The organism is Massilia aurea (assembly GCF_014200505.1).
Classification (GTDB): Bacteria; Pseudomonadota; Gammaproteobacteria; order Burkholderiales; family Burkholderiaceae_D; genus Telluria; species Telluria aurea_B.
Genome location: NZ_JACHBX010000004.1, coordinates 277,888 through 297,212 on the forward strand (window position 1 = coordinate 277,888; position 19,325 = coordinate 297,212).

General features: G+C 61.7%; 16 protein-coding genes and 1 tRNA gene. 7 read left to right on the forward strand and 10 right to left on the reverse strand.

The genetic code is table 11. The features are described 5' to 3' along the window. Positions 1–31 precede the first annotated feature (31 nt). Entirely contained in the window at positions 32–1,573 is a 1,542-nt protein-coding gene (locus tag HD842_RS18305) for an ATPase domain-containing protein (RefSeq protein ID WP_183556188.1), read from the forward strand. After that, positions 1,570–2,820 carry a sensor histidine kinase gene (locus tag HD842_RS24485; protein WP_183556189.1) on the forward strand — a complete coding sequence of 417 codons (1,251 nt, stop codon included), beginning with the start codon at positions 1,570–1,572 and terminating at the stop codon, positions 2,818–2,820. Before HD842_RS18305 ends, HD842_RS24485 begins: the two co-directional genes overlap by 4 nt. A 336-nt stretch (positions 2,821–3,156) precedes the next feature. Here the strand turns inward: HD842_RS24485 and HD842_RS18315 are convergent, their stop codons facing one another. Then, positions 3,157–4,122, reverse strand: coding sequence for a hypothetical protein (locus tag HD842_RS18315; RefSeq protein WP_183556190.1), 966 nt, complete (start codon positions 4,120–4,122; stop codon positions 3,157–3,159). A gap of 323 nt (positions 4,123–4,445) precedes the next feature. Here HD842_RS18315 and HD842_RS18320 point away from each other — a divergent pair, with 323 nt between their 5' ends. Continuing rightward, positions 4,446–5,498: a hypothetical protein gene (locus HD842_RS18320; RefSeq protein WP_183556191.1), complete on the forward strand. Its 1,053-nt coding sequence runs from the start codon at positions 4,446–4,448 to the stop codon at positions 5,496–5,498. Positions 5,499–5,504: 6 nt separating this feature from the next. Here HD842_RS18320 and HD842_RS18325 read toward each other — a convergent pair whose 3' ends face one another. From HD842_RS18325 to hutC, 9 genes are all read right to left on the reverse strand, one after another. Continuing rightward, positions 5,505–5,810, reverse strand: a complete 306-nt coding sequence (locus tag HD842_RS18325) for a hypothetical protein (protein WP_183556192.1) — start codon at positions 5,808–5,810, stop codon at positions 5,505–5,507. Positions 5,811–6,484: 674 nt separating this feature from the next. After that, positions 6,485–6,569 (reverse strand) — tRNA-Leu (locus HD842_RS18330). Positions 6,570–6,678: 109 nt separating this feature from the next. After that, on the reverse strand, positions 6,679–7,146 hold the full coding sequence (locus HD842_RS18335; RefSeq protein WP_183556193.1) for a hypothetical protein: 468 nt from the start codon (positions 7,144–7,146) through the stop codon (positions 6,679–6,681). Positions 7,147–7,412: 266 nt separating this feature from the next. Then, the gene (locus HD842_RS18340) at positions 7,413–9,131 is read right to left on the reverse strand and encodes an ArnT family glycosyltransferase (RefSeq protein ID WP_183556194.1); all 1,719 of its coding nucleotides are present in this window, start codon (positions 9,129–9,131) and stop codon (positions 7,413–7,415) included. Between the two features lie 140 nt (positions 9,132–9,271). Continuing rightward, complete coding sequence (locus tag HD842_RS18345; RefSeq protein WP_183556195.1) at positions 9,272–9,541, reverse strand: type B 50S ribosomal protein L31; 270 nt, start codon at positions 9,539–9,541, stop codon at positions 9,272–9,274. Positions 9,542–9,729: 188 nt separating this feature from the next. Further along, positions 9,730–10,992, reverse strand: coding sequence for a transcription termination factor Rho (gene rho, locus HD842_RS18350; protein WP_183556196.1), 1,263 nt, complete (start codon positions 10,990–10,992; stop codon positions 9,730–9,732). Between the two features lie 148 nt (positions 10,993–11,140). Beyond that, positions 11,141–11,467: a thioredoxin TrxA gene (gene trxA / locus HD842_RS18355; RefSeq protein WP_183556197.1), complete on the reverse strand. Its 327-nt coding sequence runs from the start codon at positions 11,465–11,467 to the stop codon at positions 11,141–11,143. Between the two features lie 233 nt (positions 11,468–11,700). Beyond that, positions 11,701–12,111: a response regulator gene (locus HD842_RS18360; RefSeq protein ID WP_229424827.1), complete on the reverse strand. Its 411-nt coding sequence runs from the start codon at positions 12,109–12,111 to the stop codon at positions 11,701–11,703. An 80-nt stretch (positions 12,112–12,191) separates the two neighbouring features. Then, entirely contained in the window at positions 12,192–12,932 is a 741-nt protein-coding gene (hutC, locus tag HD842_RS18365) for a histidine utilization repressor (RefSeq protein ID WP_229424828.1), read from the reverse strand. A 124-nt stretch (positions 12,933–13,056) separates the two neighbouring features. On the opposite strand from hutC, the gene ada reads away from it, so the two are divergent. From ada to hutH, 4 genes are all read left to right on the forward strand, one after another. After that, a complete protein-coding gene (gene ada, locus HD842_RS18370; RefSeq protein WP_183556199.1) occupies positions 13,057–14,160 on the forward strand; it encodes a bifunctional DNA-binding transcriptional regulator/O6-methylguanine-DNA methyltransferase Ada in 1,104 nt (367 codons plus the stop codon). Positions 14,161–14,257: 97 nt separating this feature from the next. Then, on the forward strand, positions 14,258–15,925 hold the full coding sequence (locus tag HD842_RS18375; RefSeq protein ID WP_183556200.1) for an amidohydrolase: 1,668 nt from the start codon (positions 14,258–14,260) through the stop codon (positions 15,923–15,925). 126 nt (positions 15,926–16,051) lie between these two features. Continuing rightward, positions 16,052–17,761 (forward strand): urocanate hydratase, encoded by a 1,710-nt coding sequence (gene hutU / locus HD842_RS18380; protein ID WP_183556201.1) that lies wholly within the window; start codon positions 16,052–16,054, stop codon positions 17,759–17,761. Positions 17,762–17,765: 4 nt separating this feature from the next. Then, positions 17,766–19,310: a histidine ammonia-lyase gene (hutH, locus tag HD842_RS18385; RefSeq protein WP_183556202.1), complete on the forward strand. Its 1,545-nt coding sequence runs from the start codon at positions 17,766–17,768 to the stop codon at positions 19,308–19,310. Positions 19,311–19,325: the final 15 nt, after the last annotated feature.

The window sequence follows — 19,325 nt, forward strand, 5'->3', positions numbered from 1 at the left end:
CTGCAAAAAAGGTGAGTTCATGAGCGGGTTGGTGAAGACAGGGATTGTGGGGCTGGACGAGATCCTGCACGGTGGTATCCCACGCAATAACAACCTGCTCGTCGAAGGGCCGCCCGGTGCGGGCAAGACGACGCTGGGACTGGGCTTCATCTACCGCGGCGCCGTCGACTTCGACGAGCCGGGCGCCATCGTCTCGTTCGAGCTCGACCCGGCCAAGCTGCTGCGCGACGCCGCCGGCTTCGACTGGGACCTGCAGGGCATGATCGACCAGGGCCGGATCAAGATCATCCAGACCAGTCCGGCCGTGTTGATGAGCGAATTTCGCAGCAGCGACGGCGCATTCTCGGCGGCGCTGCTGGCGATGGGCGCCAAGCGCCTGCTGATCGACGGCCTGACGCCACTGCGCCTGTACGCCGAAGGCAACGACATCCCGTTCCGCGAAGACGTTCACCTGCTGATCGAGGGGCTCACGCGCCTGGGCGTGACGACGATGGTCACGGCCGAAAAGGACGCATCGCTCGGCGGCGTGCTGGCCCATGAACGCTTCGTGTTCGACACCATCATCTCGCTCACGCTCGAAGAAGCGCGCCGCCGCGTGCATCGCCGCCTGACGGTGGCCAAGTCGCGCGGCCAGGATTTCATCGGCGGCAGCCACACCATGCGCATCGAGGCGCACCAGGGCGTGCACGTGTACCGCCGCGCCCAGTCGCGCCCGGTGATCTCGCCCGACCAGCCGACCTCGGAAGAACGCCTGTCGACCGGCTCGCCCGCGATCGACAAGATGATGGACGGCGGCATCTACAAGGGCTCGGTGACGCTGGTCAGCGGCATTTCCGGCACCGGCAAGACGGTGCTCAGCGTGCAGTTCCTGAGCGACGCGATCAAGAAGGGCCACAAGGCGCTGCTGGTCAGCCTGGACGAACACGCGCGCCAGCTGATGCGCAACGCGAAGCCCCTCGGCTTCGACCTGCAGGCGCTGGTCGATGCGGGCGACCTGTTCATCCATTATGAGTCGCCGCTCGAACTCGAGCTGGACGTGCACTTCGACCGCATCGTCAAACTCGTGGAAAAAGAAGGCATCGACTGCGTCGTGTTCGATTCGATTGCCGTGTATGAAATGACCAGCCGCAGCGAAGTGGCCGATTACCTGTACGCACTGGCGAGCTTTTTCAAGAACAGGCTGGCCACGACGCTGTTCAACTACGAAAGCCCCGAACTGCTGGGCGTGTCGCAGATCAGCGAAGAGCTCAAGGGCTCGCACCTGGTCGACAACATCATCCTGCTCAATTACGTTGAAATCTCCACCGTGCTGCGCCGTGCGCTGGCGGTGCCGAAAGTGCGCGGTAGCCGCAACCTGCAAGTGACGCGCGAATACACGATCGGCGTGGGCGGCCTGAGTCTGCTGGACGAAAGCGACAACAATAACCAGGCCGTCCCGCAACTGCCGTTCTCGTCGTATTACGGCCTGTTGTCGCGTTCACCATCGCGCCAGAGTCCGATGATCGAGGAAGCCGTCGCCCATGGCGACCCCATGCCCGAGTCGACCCACCAGCCGGCTGAAACCGACCGGTGATCACCGTCGACCTGCCCGACAAGCCGCCCATCGACTGGGACGACTGGCGCGCGCCGCTGCGCCAGTACACCGAGGCGACCGGCTTGGTGACGTCGGTGTACGATGCGGCCGGCAAGCGCCGCATCGGGCCGCTGACCGGCTCGCGCATGTCGACCTTCCTCGCCGAGCAGTCGACGCTGTGGGCCGAGGACGGTCCCGGCACGGCGCTCGAGCGCAGCCTGGCGCGCGACGTCTGCCGACAGGGTACGCCGGCGGTGAGCGAATTCAGTGAAGGCTTTTGCGTGCGTGCGTTGCCGCTGCTGCTGCATGGCGACGTGTACGGGGTGCTGGTGTTCGGCTGGCGCTTTGCCGATTTCAGCTCCCCGCTGGCCTGCGAGCGCATCGGCCGGCAGATCGGCGTGTCGGGCCACCTGCTGTGGAGCGAAGTGCGGCTTGACGCGCCCGTATCGGCGCAGCGCATGGCCACGTACGAAACCCTGCTGCTCACGCTCTCAAGTACGCTCGACCGGCAGCGCGAAACCATCGACGACCTGACGCGCGTGAACCGCACGCGCGAGCTGTTCCTGGCGACCGTCTCGCACGAGATGCGCACGCCGCTGTCGGCGCTGTCGATGCGCATCGAGCTGATGCTGCGCACGATCCCCGACCTGCCAGAGAAGGCCGTCAGCGGCCTTGAATCGATGCGCGTGCACGTGCGCCAGGAAGCCGGCATGGTCGACGACCTGATCGACGCGGCGCGCACGCTGACCGGGCAGATGTCCATCGTGCGCAAGCCGATCGTGCTGGGGCAAGTGCTGCGCGAAGCCATCGCCACGGTGGAGCCGCATGCGCATGCCAAGCAGATACTGATGCAGGTGACGCCCGCCGATTACGGCGCGGACATCCGCTTCGAGGCGGATGGGCAGCGGCTGCAGCAGGTGTGCTGGAATTTGCTGTTCAATGCGGTCAAGTTCACGCCGGTGGGCGGGGTGATTCGCATCGGCATCCGGCGCAGTGCCGGATGGGTCGAGATCGATATCGCCGATTCAGGGCAGGGGATCGAGGCGGACGATCTGCCGCATGTGTTTGGCGCGTTCAAGCTGCAGCAGCATGACAATGCGACCGGGCTGGGACTGGGCCTGTATATCGCGCGGCGGATTGTGGAGCTGCATGAGGGGACGCTGAGTGTCAGTAGTGAAGGGCGGGGACGCGGGGCGACGTTTGCGATTCGGTTGCCGGTTGGGGGGGACTGCATTGCCCGCGCCTGAGAGTCTTGACGGCAGATAGTAAAAAAACCCGCGCTTCCTGAGAAAAGGACAGGTTTAAAAGCGGTACCAATCGGTGATACGACCCCATGATGCGAGTAGGCGGTGCCTCCGGCCGGAATCCAAATATATTTATAATCAATGGGTTGTGCGCTGATTGCGTAATTTATGTGTAATGCAGTAAGCCGCGAAAGAAGTGTGAGATCCATACACTCTTCTAATGCTATAGCGACCAACGTCTGACTTTGACCTAAGCGGACATAAACGTTGATGCCGAGCCGCCAAAGGCAGCTTGGGTACATTAGCTAGCAGTAGTATCACAGTGCCTAGGCGTCTCCGCTATCGACGATTGCCATAAGCATTCAGGTGCCACAGTTCTCGGTTGTCCGTGGCTTGAACCATTGCGTTGTACAGCTTAATGTCCTTGATTATCTCACTGCGGCGCTGAAAATCAACACTTGCTTTCCACGCCTCAAGCTGCTTCGGCTCTCCAATGATTTCTCGAAAGGTGTTGCCGATAGTTCGCAAACGATATTCCTCCAGTGTAGAACTGTCGATTCTTTGAGAGGTAGGCATCATGCCTTCTGCCGCTGGGGTATCAGTTCGAATGTCAAGCAGCAATCGAGGTGAGAGAGCAACCATCACGCTCCCTGGTTCCACAAGAATTGGAGAGTCACAGAGGGGAAGACAGTGGTCGGGAGATGTGTAAAGGTTCCATTGAGAGTTGATTAACGGGTGAACTAACCCGAATAGGAAATCGGAGTCACCCAGCTTCCACTTAAACGTGATGAGATGCTCAAATTTCTCGCGTCCAGTCGCTTCGTGGAAGTCAATCATGGCTTTCATCATTGAGTGACTACGAAGATTTTGTAATACAACGAATGACGCGAGGTAGCACTTCTCTATTAAATTGTTGACCGTCTGTGTGGTAGCGACCTTGATCAAAGTTGGGTACGCTGGCGTTGCTTCGATCCCGGAAAAAACGTTCTCGAAATCAATTTTTATCGGATAAGACGCTGTCGCATTTTCAGAGATAAACTGCTTATACCGATTTGGGTGATGGCGCCGCACGAAATCCTCTGCAGCAGATTTGGATATTTCAGCGACACCCAAGTTTTTATCAAAGTGAACGACCTCAACGCTTGCAGGATATATTTTCTGCGACTTGGCGTTAAGCACGTGAACAACCTGCTTGCGCGCGGACTCTTCCGAAATAGTACCTGCGATGGACTTTTCGTAGTATGTAAGATTCCAGAGCGCGGTCCAAAAACAAGGGTTGTAATGGTTGCGTTTCGTGATGTTCATGACGTGATCGAAAGGTCTAAGGTTGGAGAAGCCTTTGCTATTGCAGCTGGCACCGAGCCGAGTAACGCCCTTTTTTAGCGTCCTCTGGGGGCATACACTCTTCGCGAATACCGGTCGGCTGAGGTGTATGCGGCCGGAAGTGTTGCTTTATAAAAATAATATATTTGCGATATATGCATAATGATGAATAGCGCTTCATAGAAACAATGAAGCTTTTTCCGGGGATGTTATGTAGGTTATAGTACACTGGCACTCACGAATTTATCAAGATAATTTCATTAAAGCAACTTTATATGCTTGCTGGCTAGGATAACATGCAGAGAATGACCATCCCATCGACCCCACCGTACTCTGTAGGGCCATATCAGAAGCCTAATGGTTGGGATGAATTTATCCAAAAGCATATAAGTGGACATTATGGTTTTACTAATGTACCAAGTTTGACAGTTTTGGTAACTGGAAATGCAGCATTAGGTATTGGGAGAAGCTTTTATACACACGAGTTTCTAATCTCTTTTCGGGAGTTTGTTTCGTATTTCTTATTTGAATTGGTTACACGAGAATTCTTTGACAACCAAAGAAATCTTGAAATGGGAGATCGGCATCCTCTTTCTATTTGGGACGCTTTGCTTAGCCGTAATGCTGGCGGTCAGAATTCTGAATCTGGCGAGTCTATAGCGTGGGCAATGTTGGCTTATCAGTTATATATCCTTGAGGAACATTCTTCCATACCGCCTGATTTGTTACAAAGATTACGTGATTCAAAGCAGTTTCAGGGAGCTCGCTATGAGATTCAAGTCGCGGCAATGATGATCTGTACGGGACATAAAATTGACTGGTTAAAACCGGACGGAAGTGGGAAGCATGTAGAATTTATCGCGACACATTCTAATACCGGGCAAAGATTTGCAGTGGAAGCAAAAAGCCGTCATCGCGAAGGGGTGTTAGCTAAAGGTTCCGAATCTGTCTCTTCAGTACCACTTAGAGTAGATTTCTCACATCTAATTTCTCGGGCTTTGGCAAAAAATCCTATTGACCCGCTACTTATCTTTATCGACGCAAATGTGCCGCATGGAGTTGAAGAGATGCAGCCCACTCTTGAAAGAGAGATCGACGCAGCTTGGAAACGCGTTGATAGAAAATCTTGGAGCGAGAAAGGCTTTCCATGTGTTGGCATGATCGTCACTAATGATTCCTCGCCATGGCGTGTTGGCAAGGAGTTGAAGTCGGAAGGGTTACCATGCTGGGCAAAATTCTGCACAGACGACCATAGGCACGAGTTGGATGCAGTCCCGTATTTAGATGAAATACTTTCTTCACTGTCCACAATCGTTCGCATCCCTGATCTGAACTGGAAAAATTCTAAACGTCCTTAATTCGAATCAGTTTTTGTCTTGGTACCGGGATGCCCATTGGATGATCTCCTTAGCCCGGTATAGCGCCTGTCCGCGCACGGAGCGTGTTGAGGGTAGCCGAATAGCTTTCGGGAAGTCGGGTAAGCAGGCCATGCGTTCGCGCACGACTGACTCGCTACGTTTCAGATACGTCGCGATGGTCGCGATGTCCCACAAGTCGATTTCGATTGGCAGAGTCGGCTGAAGCTGCTTTGCCAGCTCGGCGGCAAGTCGAGTGATCAGATCGCTGTCACTGTACATTGACGCACTTCCTGCGGTGATTGAGGTGTTCATGCATCTTCTCCCTGGCTGTTATTGATCTGGGCGGCACGCGCTGCGTCTATAGATTCGTCCACCGTCTCTCGCGCGAACTTGACGCCCTTGAACGCCTGCCCAACAGACATGTAGAAGGCGCAGATCCCCGGCTCGCTCTTGTCTCGTAACCAGCGATAGCGCACAGCGTCCTTTGCGTCGTCATCGGCTTGCTGCAGTAGGGCAGGGCGGTACTACCCCACCGTCTGGAACCCTGCGACGTACGCGTCGTCTGCGATCAGCGTGCGCAGCGACTGCTGCGGCGAATTGGTAGTTTGGTTTGTCAAGCGTGATGGTGTCAGGTCTTACATTTGGACACAGCCTCAGCTTTGTATGAGTCAAGTGCAGAGTCTGGATTTATGTTTTGCCCCGGCTCCAATGCTAGGTGACGTCACTTGGAAAAGCTGATATTTCCTCAGCTACGCCTTGAAAAGCGAATGAGTTGACTACATCAGAATTGGTGTCCAAATGTCAGACCTGATCCAGAGTGGGTGCCCCAGAAGGCCATGCCCCACAGTGCCATGCAATTCGATTGCCGGTAGGGGTGCGCTAGGCTGACGGCGCTTGTGTGATGCCAAGGCCAGATAGCAAAAAACCCGCACTTCCTGGGAAGATTGCGGGTTTTTAGCGTACTACGAATGCGTGATGCGAGTAGGTGGTGCCTCCGGCCGGAATCGAACCGGCACGCCTTACGGCGCTTGATTTTGAGTCAAGTGCGTCTACCAATTCCGCCACAGAGGCCCAATCGCAGGCGGGCATCTTAGCACATCGATTGCTCAGCTGGCCAGTGCGCCGCGAAATTCGGTGTGCGGGCTGCCAGATGGACACTCCAGCGGCAAGCGCACGCTGGCTAACAAGTCATCCGATGCTGCAACAACCGCAAGCTCCCCATCGGCCCGACAATCTCCAGCACATGCTCGCGCACCGCGACATCGATCGCGCCTTCCTGCCCACGCAGCCAGGGGCGTGGACGGAAGTAACGGATGCTGGTGCTGTCAGCGGCCGTGCGCCGGTAGCCAAGCGCTCCAAGCGCTTCGTCGAGCCTGGCAATCATCTGGCAATCATCGGCGCGGCTACGCATTTCAAAGCGGCCCGGGCCCAGCATGCAGATCGGGAGCAGGCCGCCGACCACAGCAGGCACCACGAGGAACGGCATCGGCGTGCCGGGATCGATCAGGTGAAGGACCAGTATCAGTAGGGGCAACCCGGCCAGCAGCGTGAGCGCCCATGGCAGCGACTGACGCCAGGTGTCGATGCGCTGCAGGAAACCAGGGCGTTTCCTGATACGCTCGATTTCAGAAAATGTCACGCTGTTCATCCTGCTCTCCCTGGCTGCCTGCATCAGTCCGTGTTCGCGCCGATCAAGAAAACTGGTGCAATATCCAGCCAACTATTATTTGAATCGTCATTGACTTGATCATTGTGACAAGCACTTAGTGGCTGACGTTTGACTGCGCGCAAACACGCATTCGTTGAAGCCAGCTTCTCATAAAGACAACACTTGCCGCGCACTGGTGGATTTCGGCCAGTCAGTAGCCCAGAACGAACAAGCCGCACAAAAGTGCGGCTTGTCGGGGGAAGTGCTCAGGGCTTCTGGCGGAATAGGCGGAAGCGCTCATCGCGGTCCGAGGCGCGCCGGCCCTCCCATAGCGGCACGGCGTCGCGCACGTTCCATTTGGGCAGCAGGGTGGCGTCGCGGCGGTTGCGCAGGCTGTCTTGCAGCAGCACGTAGTCGCACTTGCCGCCTGCAAGCGTGACGAACGGCAGGCGGCCGTAGAAGGCCAGCGAGGCGCGCTGGGCGGCGCCGACGTTGGTGGCGATACAGTTGGCATCCGCTGGCAGGCGGGCGGCGATCTGCTGGGCGACGCCAGCGTAGCTCTTGCCGTAGTTCAGGTCGGGCAGGAACAGCGTCATCAACAGCACCCACAGCAGGATCAGGCCGCCGGAGGACAGCACCACGGCGCGCCACAGCACCGCCGGCTGGCGCGACAGGCGCCAGTGCACCAGCATGATCCAGCCGACGCTGGCGCCGGCCGCAACGATGAAGGTGACCACGCCGATTTCGGGCGTGAAGCCCGGCACCAGCTTGAGGGCGTTCTTGGCCAGCTGCGCCGGCCAGCCGGTCAGCTTGGCGATCCAGAACAGCCAGATGATCGCGCTCAGCATCGTCAGCACCATCACCGAGAACCAGTCGATGGCGTTGATCGCGCCGCGCTTCATCGTCGGCAGACCAAAAGCGGCCATCAGTGCCAGCGGCGGCAGCATTTTCAGGAAGTCGCTGTTTTCGGGCGCTGGGTCGGCCAGCAGTTGCAGCACCAGTGCCAGGAAGAAGAACACGGGCAGCACGATGTGCAGCATCTGCTGGCGGCGCCAGGCCCAGACTGCCCACAGGGCGAATGGCCAGGCCGGCCAGAAGAACCAGATGCCGATCCGGAAGAAGGCTTTCAGCGCTGGCCAGCCGGGCAGGCCGATCTGGTGCGCGTTCCAGTTAAGCCAGTCGGCGACCGGCGACAGGCCATAGGGTTGCAATACCGTGGCCGGCACGATCCAGATCAGCGTAATGCCGAAGCCCACACCGGCGGCAACGGCCAGGTCGCGCAGCGCGCGTGGCGTGGGCAGATCGAGGTAGCGGGTGCAGGCAAACAGTGCAACGAGCAGCACCAGCGGTGGCAGGAAGCCTTGCGTGAGCGTCAGCGCGCCAAGGGCGATGCCCACCAGCACCGCGTTGCGCGTGCCGGCGAGTTCGACATAGCGCACCGCGCGATACAGGAAGAAGGCGAGCAGGGCGCCCTGGAGCGTCGCTGCGAGCGTCAGGTGGCTTTGCAGCAGCAGGCCGAGGCTGCCAAGGTAGATCAGGACGGCGGTATCGCCCAGCGTGCGGCCGTAGTCGTCCGGTTCGGGCTGGCCGCCGAAGGCCAGGCGCAGCGGCTGCGCTTCGGCGCGCCGGCCCAGGTGGAAGGCGGTGTACCAGAGCGACATCGTGCCCAGCACGAAGATGCCGACAGTCGAGACGCGGGCGGCGAGCACATCGCCCAGCAGCCAGCCGAACAGCTTGATGCACACGGCGCCGAGCCAGAATGCAAGCGGCCCTTCATCGACGCTGGCAAGGCCCGCGATGTTCGGATACAGCCAGTCGACCAGCGTGCCATGCGCCATCGTCCACATGATGCCGAAGCTGGCGGCGTCTTCCTTCCACAGGTCGCGGCCGATCAGGCCTGGCAGGATGTAGAACAGGCCCAGCGCAAGCAGGGCCCAGCGGGGCAGTGCCAGGGTGGCGGCGGCGGGAAGACGGACTGGTTTCATCGATAAGTCTGATGGCGGAAATGAGCGCGTAGTATAGCCGCGAAAAAAAAGAAGCCGGGTAAGCGGCTTCTTTTTTGAAGCCGGCAAAGCCGGCTGTCTGGCCAAAGCCGGTGAAGGCTTTGACGGTATTACGTCGGCAATTAGCCGTTGGCGACCGAAGTCTTCGAACCAACTGCGCCGAACTTCTGGCGGAACTTCTCGACGCGACCGGCGGTGTCGACGATCTTGTGCTTGCCGGTGAAGAACGGGTGCGATTCAGCCGACACCTCGATCTTGACCAGTGGGTATTCTTTGCCTTCGTGTTCGATCTTGTCGCGGGTGTTGATGGTCGAGCGCGTGATGAACTTGAAGTCGCACGACACGTCATGGAACACGACGTCGCGGTATTCTGGGTGAGTTTCGGTCTTCATGGTCTTGCTTTCTATAGAGTTGGTAGCCAAACAGCACTTCGTCGGTCGTCTCGCTTCTTGACCCGATTGCCGATCACTTGCCAGGGTTGGGCAGAACCGGCGATTATAAATAGGTTTTCGGCTTCCGGCAATGCCCAACAAAAAAGGCAGCCCGAAGGCTGCCTTTGCGCGTGCTGCGTTGCAGTGGCTTAGCCGCCGCGGCGCATCATGTCGAAGAACTCCACGTTGTTCTTCGTTGCGCGCATCTTGTCGAGGATGAATTCCATCGCTTCGATCTCGTCCATCGAGTACAGCAGCTTGCGCAGGATCCAGATTTTCTGCAGCTGGTCCGGCTTGATCAGCAGTTCTTCGCGACGGGTACCCGATTTGTTCAGGTTGATCGACGGGTAGACGCGCTTTTCGGCCAGGCGGCGCTCGAGGTGCACTTCCATATTGCCGGTACCCTTGAATTCTTCAAAGATCACGTCATCCATGCGCGAACCGGTTTCGATCAGCGCGGTCGCGATGATGGTCAGCGAGCCGCCTTCTTCGATATTACGGGCCGCACCGAAGAAACGCTTCGGACGCTGCAGCGCGTTGGCGTCGACACCACCGGTCAGGACCTTGCCCGAGGCAGGAATCACGGTGTTGTAGGCGCGCGCCAGGCGGGTGATCGAGTCCAGCAGGATCACGACGTCCTTCTTCATTTCGACCAGGCGCTTGGCTTTTTCCAGCACCATCTCGGCAACCTGCACGTGGCGGGTTGCTGGTTCGTCGAAGGTCGAGGCGACGACTTCGCCGCGCACCGAACGCTGCATCTCGGTCACTTCTTCCGGACGTTCGTCGATCAGCAGAACGATCAGCGTGACGTCGGGGTGATTGGCCGTGATCGCATGCGCGATGTGCTGCAGCATGACCGATTTGCCGGATTTCGGCGACGCCACCAGCAGGCCGCGCTGGCCCTTGCCGATCGGCGAAATCAGGTCGACGATGCGGCCGGTGATGTTTTCGGCGCCGTTCATGTCGCGCTCGAGACGCAGCGGCTCGTTCGGGTGCAGTGGGGTCAGGTTCTCGAACAGGATGCGGTGCTTCGAGGCTTCCGGCGATTCGCCATTGACCTTGTCGACCTTGACCAGCGCGAAATAGCGTTCGCCGTCTTTTGGCGTGCGCACTTCGCCTTCGATCGAGTCACCCGTATGCAAGTTGAAACGACGGATCTGCGACGGGGAGATATAAATGTCGTCGGTCGAGGCCATATAGCTCGCATCGGGCGAGCGCAGGAAACCGAAACCGTCCGGCAGCACTTCGAGAGCGCCGTCGCCGAAGATCTGCTCACCGCCTTTTGCGCGCTTCTTCAGGATTGCAAACATCAATTCCTGTTTGCGCAGGCGGGCTGCGTTGTCGATATCGAGGCCGATTGCCATTTCCAGCAGCGCGGAAACGTGCATCGCCTTCAGTTCAGATAAATGCATGTGTTTGGGTAACCCGTGACGGGTAAAAAAGGTAGGGGAGGGAACTGCGTGGGTTAATCAAGGCGGGAAGGTGGCGATGGGCCGTGGGCCCTCCCGGCCGGGAGGCGATGACGCGGGCGCGTCGTCGCCGCTTATTTTATCAGCTGAATCAGATGTTGCTGTCGATGAACGCGGTCAATTGGCCTTTTGCCAGTGCGCCGACTTTCTGCGCAGCGACTTCGCCATTCTTGAACAGGATCAGGGTCGGGATGCCGCGGATGCCGAACTGGGCTGGAACAGCCTGGTTTGCGTCGACGTCCATCTTGGCGATCGTGATCTTGCCGCCGTATTCCTTGGCGACTTCTTCGAGGATTGGGGCAATCATCTTGCAAGGACCGCACCACTCGGCCCAGAAATCGACCAGCACCGGCAGCTCGGATTTGAGCACGTCGGATTCAAAGGATGCGTCGCTGATGTGTTTGATGTTTTCGCTCATGGTTTCCTCGATAAGAGGTAGTAACTGTGATTAACGCCTTGAGACAGGGCATGCGGAACGTCTCGACCGGCTACCGGGTATCTTCCTGTGTTGCTTAATATTGTTACTACACAATGGTGGAGGCACTGTGTGCGAATTTCAATATTGGAAGAACGGCTAGAGGGTGTCAGGCGGGGAATGAGCCGAATAATACCGCATTTTTTTGAAAAGTGTTTAGCCGGTTGTACAAAAATTCAACAGGCCAACGCTGCGCGCAACTGGTTTTGTTCGAGCGGCTTGCGAAATGAGCCGACGACTTGCAGTCCCAGTGCACGCGCCAGTTCGCCAGCCGCTTCGCGCACGCCGTCTTCGAGCGCCGACATCAGGATCACCTTGCCCTGATACCCTTGCGCCGCCGCAGCCTGGAGGAACTCGATGCCATCCATTTCCGGCATCATCAGATCGCAGATCACGACGTCTGGCATCGATTGATCGAGGCGCTGCAGCGCACTGCATGCCTGCGTTTCGAGCGCGATGTTGCTCACTCCGCATACGGCGAGCATTTCCCGCATCACGTCCAGCAGCAGCGGATCGTCGTCGAGCACCAGTACGTGCAAGGACGCTTCCGGGGCTGGCGCGTTGGCGGCTGGCGATGGCATGGTCATACCTGACGGGGAAGGTGATGGCTGGTCCGCCAGTTGGCCAGAGTGTGGCATGGTTTATTGTCTGTTCGCATAATTAATCGTTATACGCTGCCCGTGAAGCGGGTCAGGTGGCCCGGATGCCACATCGTGGCCACCGAGGCGATGCGGCCGGCCGAGGTCGTGCGCCGATGCAGCACCAGGCACGGCGCGCCAGGCGCGATGCCGAGATGCTTGGCCGGGTCGCCCGATGCCGGCAGGGCCTCGATGGTATAGGTTGCGCCCTGCAGCGGCGCGCTCACCATCAGGTGTTCATTGGGCGTGATGCTGGAAAAATCCTGTTCCAGGTAGGCCGGGGCGCAGGCCGGATTCACCCAGCGGTCTTCAAACTGTATCGGCACGTCGTTCTCAAAGTGGACGATCAGCGAGTGGTACAGCGTGCTGCCCGCTTCGAGCGCGAATTCGGCCGCCAGTCCATCGTCCGCCACGCCGGCTGCCAGCACCAGCACGCGGCTGGTGTGCTGCTTGCCGCGTTCGCGGATCTCGTCGGCGATGTTGCGGATCTCGACCAGCGTGGCCTGGTACTTCTGCGGCGCGACGTACGTGCCCGAGCCCTGGCGCCGCACCAGGACGTGTTCGGCGGTGAGTTCGCGCACGGCGCGGTTGACCGTCATGCGCGAGACACCGAACAGGCGCACCAGCGCCTGTTCGGACGGCACCAGGTCGCCTTCTTTCCAGCGCCCGGCCGCGATTTCGCCGACCAGGTAGTCCTTGATTTGCCGGAAAATGGGGGCTTTGTCCGGTGGGCTGTCTTGCAGGGGATCGTGTGTGGTCCTTGGGTCCAAGCGGTTCTCCGAAGTGACGGCCTGTCTGACCAGCTGCGATTTTAGCATTCGATTCGAAAGCAAGACCCGGCGTGCATAGCACCAGGCATAGGGCTACGATAGGCTTGCCGCCTGACCCATGGAGATGAACATGACCATTCCGACCGATGCCAATGCCGACGCCGGCGCCGACAGCGCCGATCTGCGCTGGGCCGCCGTGCAGAGGCGCGACCCGGCCTTCGACGGCCGCTTCGTGTACTCGGTGCGCACCACCGGCGTGTATTGCCGGCCGTCGTGTCCATCGCGCGCGGCGCGGCGCGCCAACGTGGCCTTCCATGCTGGCCCGGATGCCGCCGAAGCGGCCGGCTTTCGGCCCTGCCTGCGCTGCGCGCCGCACTTGCCCCCGCTCGTCGAGCGCCAGCGCGACGCCGTCGCGCGGGTGTGCCGCCTGATCGATGCCGCCGACGAAGCGCCGGACCTCGACAGCCTGGCGCAGGCGGCCGGCATGAGCCGCTTTCACTTTCACCGCGTGTTCAAGGCGCAGACCGGGATCACGCCGAAAGCCTATGCGGCCGCGCGGCGCGGTGAGCGCGTACGGCACGGCTTGGCGCAGGGCGCGCCGGTGCTCGATGCGCTGTTCGACGCCGGCTACGGCTCCAGCACGCGTTTTTATGCGGGCGCGCAGGCGGTGCTGGGCATGGCGCCGGCGCACTACCGGGCCGGCGGGCGCGGCGAGACAATCCGCTTCGCCATCGGGCAGTGCTCGCTGGGCGCGATCCTGGTGGCGGCGACCGGGCGCGGGATCTGCGCGATCCTGATCGGCGACGCGCCGGCGCCGCTGCTGGACGATCTGCAGGCGCGCTTTCCGCAGGCCGTACTCGAAGGCGCCGATGCTGCGTTCGGGCAGACCGTGGCGCAGGTAATCGCGCTGGTCGAAGCGCCGCGCATTGGCCTTGAGTTACCACTGGACGTGCGCGGCACCGCATTCCAGCAGCGCGTGTGGCAGGCGCTGCGCAGCATCCCGGCCGGCCGCACCGTCAGCTACGCCGAGTTGGCCGTCATCGTCGGCGTGGCCGGCGGCGCGCGCGCCGTGGCCGGGGCCTGCGCCGCCAATCCGATCGCGGTGGCGATTCCCTGCCACCGCGTGGTGCGCACGGGCGGCGCGCTGTCCGGTTATCGCTGGGGCATCGAGCGCAAGCGCACCTTGCTCGAACGCGAACAAGAGCAGGTAGCATCCAACCCGGATTGAACGGGTGCCGGTGCTATGCCCGGCATGCAAATTTGGATACACTCTCCCGAGCTGCGCCCACGGGGCGCGGGATCCCAACCGACGGAGAAAACCACGCATGCGCGCCCGCTTGACCCCCCTGTGTTCCCTGATCGTCCTGGCCGTTGCCGGCAGCCTGCCAGTCCACGCCGCGACCCTGATCGACAACGCCAACGGCTATACCCTCAACACCAAGGGCGACCTGGTGCAGTTCACCGCGCTGGCGTTTGACGACGCCGGCCGCATCATCGCCGTGGGTGCCAGTGCGGATGTCGCGGCCAAGGCCCCGCAGGCCAAACGCATCGACATGGGAGGCCGCACGCTGCTGCCCGGCCTGATCGACGCCCACGGCCACGTGTTCGGCCTGGGCCAGCAACTGACGCAGCTCGACCTGTTCAACAGCACGTCGCTGGCTGGCGCGCTCAAGTCGATCGGCGAGTACGCAGGCGCCAATCCGGGGCACCCATGGCTGCGCGGGCGCGGCTGGAACCAGGAAAACTGGAAGCTGGGGCGCTTCCCCACCGCGGCCGAACTCGACGCCGTCGTCAGCGACCGGCCGGTGTGGCTCGAACGCGTTGACGGCCACGCCGGCTGGGCCAACAGCCGCGCGCTGGCGCTGGCCGGCATCACGAAAGCCACGCCGGATCCGGTCGGCGGCAAGATCGTGCGTGACGCGAATGGCGAAGCGACCGGCGTCCTGGTCGACACGGCGCAGGACTTGCTGACCAAGGTGCTGCCGCCGCAGACCGAGGCGGAATCGCGCACGATGCTCGATCGCGCCCTGAGCGAACTGGCGCGCGTGGGTCTCACCAGCGTGCACGACGCGGGCGTGGACGTGACCCAGGACCGCCTGTACCGCGCCTACGCCGATGCGGGCAAGCTGACGACGCGCGTGTACGGCATGATCGGCGGCGCCGGCGCGGACTTCGATGTGCTGGCCAAGAACGGCCCGCTGAACGACTACGGCAACGGCATGTACGCACTGCGCGCCGTGAAGCTGTATTCGGACGGCGCGCTGGGCAGCCGCGGCGCGGCGCTGATCAAGCCATACAGCGATGACGCGCATTCGCACGGCCTGCTGTTCTTCAAGAGCGGGCAGATGGACACGATGATGACGAAGGCGATGCGCCGCGGTTACCAGGTCAATGTGCATGCGATTGGCGACGCCGGCAACAAGCAGATCCTCGACATCTACCAGAAAGAAGTCTCGGCAACGAAGAGCAGCGCGCAGCGTCACCGCATCGAGCATGCGCAGGTCGTGCAGCCGGGCGACATCCCGCGCTTCAAGTCGATCGGCATCATCCCGTCGATGCAGCCGACCCACGCGACGTCGGATAAAAACATGGCCGAGACCCGCGTCGGCCCCGAGCGCATCAAGGGCGCGTATGCCTGGCGCACCTTCCTGCATCAGGGTTCGCGCATCGCCTGCGGCTCGGACTTCCCGGTCGAAGCGCCGAACCCGTTCTTCGGCCTGCACGCCGCCGTCACGCGCCAGGATGCGCAGGGCCAGCCGGTGGCCGGCTGGTACCCGAACCAGGCGATGTCGCTGAAAGAAGCGTTCCGCTGCTTCACGCTCGACGCCGCCTACGCCGGGCACCGCGAAGACAGCCTCGGCTCGCTCGAAACGGGCAAGCAGGCCGACTTCATCATCATCGACCAGGACCTGTTCAAGATGCCGACGTACGACATCCACAAAACAGGTGTGCTCGAAACCTGGGTGGCAGGCAAGCAGGTCTTCAAAAAGTAACTGGACAGGGTTGTATAGACAACCTGAATGCGGTAGGGTGGACGGATTCTCCGTCCACGCGGTGATGGTTGGCAATCAACTCATCCGGTATGCACGCGGAGCCCATTCCTTATCGAAGGAGCCGCCATGAACCACAATGCTGATGTTGTCGACGATCCCCGCTTCGACCCCTCGCGCGTGATCCAGGCCCCGCGCGGCACGACGCTCAGTTGCAAGAGCTGGCTGACCGAAGCGGCCTACCGCATGATTCAAAATAACCTGGACGCCGAGGTCGCTGAAAACCCGCAGCGCCTTGTCGTCTACGGCGGCATCGGCCGCGCAGCCCGCAACTGGGCCTGCTACGACCAGATCCTGGCCAGCCTGCGCGAACTCGATGACGACCAGACCCTCCTGATCCAGTCCGGCAAACCGGTGGGCGTATTCCAGACCCACCCGGACGCCCCGCGCGTGCTGCTGGCGAACTCCAACCTGGTGCCGAAATGGGCCGACTGGGCCCACTTCAACGAACTCGATCGCCGTGGCCTGTTCATGTATGGCCAGATGACGGCCGGCAGCTGGATCTATATCGGCACGCAGGGCATCGTCCAGGGCACCTACGAAACCTTTGCCGAAGCAGGGCGCCAGCACTTTGGCGGCGACATGCTCGGACGCTGGATCCTGACGGCGGGCCTGGGCGGCATGGGCGGCGCGCAGCCGCTGGCCGCGAGCTTCGCCGGCGCCGTGTCGCTGACCGTCGAGTGCCAGCAAAGCAGCATCGATTTCCGGCTGCGCACGCGCTACCTCGACAAGCAGGCGCGCGATATCGACGAGGCGCTGGCGCTGGTGCAGCAGCACACGGCGCAGCGCGAGGCCGTCTCCATTGGCCTGCTTGGCAACGCCGCCGACGTGCTGCCCGAACTGGTGCGCCGTGCCCGTGCCGGCGGCATCAAGCCCGACCTGGTCACCGACCAGACCTCGGCCCATGACCTGATCAACGGCTACCTGCCAAGCGGCTGGAGCGTGGCCGAATGGCAGGCCGCGCAGCGCGACCCGGCGCAGCACGCGCGCCTGACGCGCGACGCGGCGGCATCCTGCGCGCAGCACGTGCGCGCCATCCTCGACTTCAAGGCGATGGGTTGCCACGCGGTCGACTATGGCAACAACATCCGCCAGGTGGCCAAGGATGAAGGCGTTGAGGATGCGTTCGATTTCCCCGGTTTCGTCCCAGCGTATATCCGGCCGCAGTTCTGCGAAGGGCGCGGGCCGTTTCGCTGGGTGGCGCTGTCGGGCGACCCCGAAGACATCTACAAGACGGACGCCAAGATCAAGGAACTGTTCCCGCACGATGCGCGCGTGCACCGCTGGCTCGATATGGCGCGCGACCGCATCGCATTCCAGGGCCTGCCGGCACGCATCTGCTGGCTGGGCCTGGGCGAACGCCATCTGGCGGGTCTCGCGTTCAACGAGATGGTGCGCACGGGCGAACTGAAAGCGCCGATCGTCATCGGGCGCGACCACCTCGACACCGGCTCGGTCGCCAGCCCGAATCGCGAAACCGAAGCGATGCGCGACGGGACCGACGCCGTATCCGACTGGCCGCTGCTGAACGCCTTACTTAATACAGCCGGCGGCGCGACCTGGGTCTCGCTGCACCATGGCGGCGGCGTGGGCATGGGCTACTCACAGCACTCGGGCGTCGTCATCGTCGCCGACGGTACCGATGCCGCGGCCAAGCGCCTGGCGCGGGTGCTGGTCAACGACTGCGGCTCGGGCGTCATGCGCCATGCCGACGCCGGCTACGACACCGCCATCGACTGCGCCCGGCGCAATGGCCTCAATCTTCCGATGATCAAATAAATCCATGAACGAATTCACTCTGCACCCCGGCCAGCTGACCCTGGGCGACCTGCGCGCCGCCTGGAGCGCGCACGCACCATTGAACCTGGCCAGCGGGGCCTGGCGCGACATCGCGGCATCCAGTGCGGCCGTCGACGCCATCGTCGCCAAGGGCGATCCGGCCTACGGCATCAACACGGGCTTTGGCATCCTGGCCAAGGCCCATATCCCGGTCGAGCAACTGGCCACGCTGCAGCGCAACCTGATCCTGTCGCATGCCGTGGGCACGGGGCCCCTGATCGACGACCAGATTGTCCGCCTGATCCTGCTGACCAAGATCGGCAGCCTGGCGCGCGGCTACTCGGGCGTGCGCCCGCTCATCGTCGAGACGCTGATTGCGCTGTACAACGCCAACATCATGCCGGCCATTCCCGTGCAGGGCTCGGTCGGCGCGTCGGGCGACCTGGCGCCGCTGGCGCACATGACGCTGGCCATGCTGGGCGTGGGCCAGGTGCGCCACAACGGCGTGCTGGTCGACGCCGTCGATGCGCTGGCGGCGGCCGGCATCGCGCCGGTCGTGCTGGGCGCGAAAGAGGGCCTGGCGCTGATCAACGGCACGCAGGTCTCGACTGCGCTGGCGCTGCACGGCCTGTTTTTGGCCGAGCGCCTGCTCGAAGCCGCGCTGGTCACCGGCGCGCTGTCGGTCGACGCCGCGCGTGGCAGCGATGCACCGTTCGACGCCCGCATCCACGCGGTGCGCGGGCAGCCCGGCCAGATCGCGGCGGCGGCCATCTACCGCGAGCTGGTGGCCGGCAGCGCGATCCGCGCCTCGCACCTGGTCGGCGACGAGCGCGTGCAGGATCCCTACAGCCTGCGTTGCCAGCCGCAAGTGATGGGCGCTGTGATGGACCTGATCGGCAATGCCGGCCGCACGCTGCTGATCGAGGCGAATGCCGTCACCGACAATCCGCTGCTGTTCACGGACGGCGATGCGGGCAGCGTCATCCTCTCGGGCGGTAACTTCCACGCCGAGCCGGTGGCGTTTGCCGCCGATGCGCTGGCGCTGGCCATCGCCGAGATCGGCGCGCTCGCCGAACGCCGCATCGCGCTGCTGATCGACGCCAACCTGTCCGGCCTGCCGGCCTTCCTCGTGCGCGAGCCGGGCCTGAATTCGGGCTTCATGATCGCCCACGTGACGGCGGCGGCGCTGGCGTCCGAAAACAAGTCGCTGGCCCATCCCGCCAGCGTCGACAGCCTGCCGACCTCGGCCAACCAGGAAGACCATGTCAGCATGGCCACCTTCGCGGCGCGCCGTCTTCACCAGATGGCGCACAATACCTGCGTGATCGTCGGTATCGAGTTGCTGGCCGCGTGCCAGGGTATCGAGTTCCACCGGCCGCTGCGCAGTTCAGAGACGCTGGAATCGGTCCACGCGCAGCTGCGCGAGCAGGTTGCGCCATACGACGCCGACCGCTTCTTTGCGCCGGACATCGAAGCAGCGCGCACGATGGTGTGGCAGGGCGCGTTGTCGGCCTCGTGCAAGACGCTGTTTTCGGCGCTGCATCCGTAAATCGACCAGGGAGTT

What these genes read in the sequence shown, in the direction of transcription:
- hutU (WP_183556201.1), top strand. Translation starts at nt 16,052, where the DNA reads ATGAACCACAATGCTGATGTTGTCGACGATCCCCGCTTCGACCCCTCG.
- trxA (WP_183556197.1), bottom strand. Translation starts at nt 11,467, where the DNA reads ATGAGCGAAAACATCAAACACATCAGCGACGCATCCTTTGAATCCGAC.
- HD842_RS18320 (WP_183556191.1), top strand. Translation starts at nt 4,446, where the DNA reads ATGACCATCCCATCGACCCCACCGTACTCTGTAGGGCCATATCAGAAG.
- HD842_RS18315 (WP_183556190.1), bottom strand. Translation starts at nt 4,122, where the DNA reads ATGAACATCACGAAACGCAACCATTACAACCCTTGTTTTTGGACCGCG.
- HD842_RS18345 (WP_183556195.1), bottom strand. Translation starts at nt 9,541, where the DNA reads ATGAAGACCGAAACTCACCCAGAATACCGCGACGTCGTGTTCCATGAC.
- HD842_RS18360 (WP_229424827.1), bottom strand. Translation starts at nt 12,111, where the DNA reads ATGACCATGCCATCGCCAGCCGCCAACGCGCCAGCCCCGGAAGCGTCC.
- HD842_RS18340 (WP_183556194.1), bottom strand. Translation starts at nt 9,131, where the DNA reads ATGAAACCAGTCCGTCTTCCCGCCGCCGCCACCCTGGCACTGCCCCGC.
- HD842_RS18375 (WP_183556200.1), top strand. Translation starts at nt 14,258, where the DNA reads ATGCGCGCCCGCTTGACCCCCCTGTGTTCCCTGATCGTCCTGGCCGTT.
- HD842_RS18325 (WP_183556192.1), bottom strand. Translation starts at nt 5,810, where the DNA reads ATGAACACCTCAATCACCGCAGGAAGTGCGTCAATGTACAGTGACAGC.
- rho (WP_183556196.1), bottom strand. Translation starts at nt 10,992, where the DNA reads ATGCATTTATCTGAACTGAAGGCGATGCACGTTTCCGCGCTGCTGGAA.
- ada (WP_183556199.1), top strand. Translation starts at nt 13,057, where the DNA reads ATGAACATGACCATTCCGACCGATGCCAATGCCGACGCCGGCGCCGAC.
- HD842_RS18335 (WP_183556193.1), bottom strand. Translation starts at nt 7,146, where the DNA reads ATGAACAGCGTGACATTTTCTGAAATCGAGCGTATCAGGAAACGCCCT.
- hutH (WP_183556202.1), top strand. Translation starts at nt 17,766, where the DNA reads ATGAACGAATTCACTCTGCACCCCGGCCAGCTGACCCTGGGCGACCTG.